The sequence below is a fragment of the Roseisolibacter sp. H3M3-2 genome, from assembly GCF_029211165.1.
Lineage (GTDB): Bacteria > Gemmatimonadota > Gemmatimonadetes > Gemmatimonadales > Gemmatimonadaceae > Roseisolibacter.
Map to the genome: position 1 here is coordinate 1 of NZ_JARGEK010000599.1, position 1,820 is coordinate 1,820.

At 79.6% G+C, this 1,820-nt stretch carries 2 protein-coding genes and 1 pseudogene; all 3 read left to right on the forward strand.

Annotation, left to right across the window (positions count from 1 at the left end):
* Positions 1 to 249, forward strand: a 249-nt coding sequence (locus PYV61_RS24950; protein ID WP_275836589.1) for a helix-turn-helix transcriptional regulator, incomplete at its 5' end; no start/stop codon positions are given.
* 107 nt (positions 250 to 356) lie between these two features.
* Positions 357 to 812, forward strand: a complete 456-nt coding sequence (locus PYV61_RS24955; protein WP_275836590.1) for a cbb3-type cytochrome c oxidase subunit I — start codon at positions 357 to 359, stop codon at positions 810 to 812.
* 65 nt (positions 813 to 877) lie between these two features.
* Positions 878 to 1,820, forward strand: a pseudogene (locus tag PYV61_RS24960) (hypothetical protein); the annotation flags it as partial.

Consider the following 1,820-nt stretch of genomic DNA (forward strand, 5'->3'; position numbering starts at 1 on the left):
GGCGCGCCGCCCGCGCCCGCCCCCGCCGACGCGTGGCCCGACGGCGGCGCGCTCGCCGCGCGCTTCGGCCTCACCGCGCGCCTGGCCGCCGACGCGCGCCTGCTCGCCGACGGGTGCTCGAACGGCGAGGTCGCCGCGCGGCTCGGCGTCAGCGAGCACACGGCCCGCAACCACACGCTGCAGGTGATGGCGAAGCTCGGCGCCGCGCGCCGCGCGCGCATCGGCCCGATCCTGCGCGGGGCGGAGTAGCGGGCGCGGTCGCGGGCGCGGGAAAGCCCCGACGGCGAATCGGGGTTCCGCCTACGGAGCGGCGCCGCGCCGCCGGGGATGCTTCACCGCGTCCCGCCCGCGCCCGCATGACCTCCCTCGTCCGCCGCTTCCTCAAGACCGCGATCGGCTTCCTCGCCGCGGGGCTCGCGCTCGGCCTCTGGATGCTGGCGCGTCGCGAGCTCGCCGGCGCTTATCCGACGCCGTACCTCGTGAGCGCGCACGCGCACGCGATCCTCGTCGGCTTCGTGATGCTGATGATCCTCGGCGTCGCCCTGTGGATGTTCCCGCGCCCCGCGAAGGACGACGCGCGCTACGACCCGCGCGCCGCCGGGGCGGCGTACTGGCTCGTGGCCGGCGGGACCGCCGCGCGCGTGGCGGGGGAGCTGCTGCGCCCCGCCGTCGAGGGGCGCTGGCTGCGCTGGGGCGTCGTGCTCGCGGGGCTCGCGCAGGTCGCCGGGCTGGCGCTGTTCTTCCACACGATGTGGACGCGCATCCGCCCCGTCGGCAGCCAGGCGCGCGAGGAGCGCGGCGAGCGCTTCTGACGCGCGCGCCGTAGTCCGTCGGGGCCCGCCCCGTTCCCTCCCCACCCGCCCGCCCCGCGCTCCGCATGTCGCTCCCGTCCCGCCTCGCCGGCGCCGCCTCGTGGCTGCTGGCCGCCGCCGCCGGCGCGCAGCCGGTGAAGGTCCTCCTCACGCCGACCGCCGGGATCCCCGCGACCGTCCCGTCGCCGCCGCGCGCGCTGGACGCGGCCGACGTCGCGGCGGGGACGCGCCGCGCGGGGCCGGTGCGCTTCGACCGCGCGCTGCTCGCCGAGATGCAGCGCGTGTTCGCGGGGCAGCAGGAGGCGCCGGCGCGCACCGTCGCCGTCGTCCCGTTCGCCGACGTCACCTTCCACCTCACGCTGCGCCGCAGCCCCGCCGCCGCCGCGACGTCGGGCGCGCTGACGGTGCTCGCCGGCGAGGCGCGCCGGGTCGGCGGCGACGGCGCGGGCGACCCGCCGGGCACGTTCTCGCTCGTGCTCCACGGCGGCACCTTCACGCTCAGCGTCTTCGCGCCGTCGGGGAACTACCACGTGCGCTACGGCCGCGACGAGCGCCTCGAGGCCTACGAGGAGGACCCCGCGGCCCCCGTCGCCTGCGGCAACCTGCGCCGCGCGCCCGACACCGCGCCGCCGGCCGCCGCGGGCCCCGAGGTCGCCGTGCTGGTGCTCTACACCACCGAGGCCGCGAGCGCGCTCGGCGGCGACGAGCAGGCGATGCAGGCCGAGGTCGCGAAGGGGATCGACCTCGCCAACGCCGCGCTGCGCAACGCCGAGGTGCGCCGCGTCGCGCGGCTCGCGGGGGGCGCGGCGGTGCGCGCGCTGGCGTCCCTCGGGCACGCCGCGTCGCTCGACGGCGACCTCGCGGCGCTGCGCGCGAGCGCCGAGGTCGCGGAGCTGAAGCGGCGCCACGGCGCCGACGTCGTCGTGCTGGCGCGCGACGGCGGCGACGCGTGGACGGTCGCGGCGCCCGGCGCCGGCGTCGTGCAGTCGCGCAAGCTGGCCGACGGGC

What these genes read in the sequence shown, in the direction of transcription:
- PYV61_RS24955 (WP_275836590.1), top strand. Translation starts at nt 357, where the DNA reads ATGACCTCCCTCGTCCGCCGCTTCCTCAAGACCGCGATCGGCTTCCTC.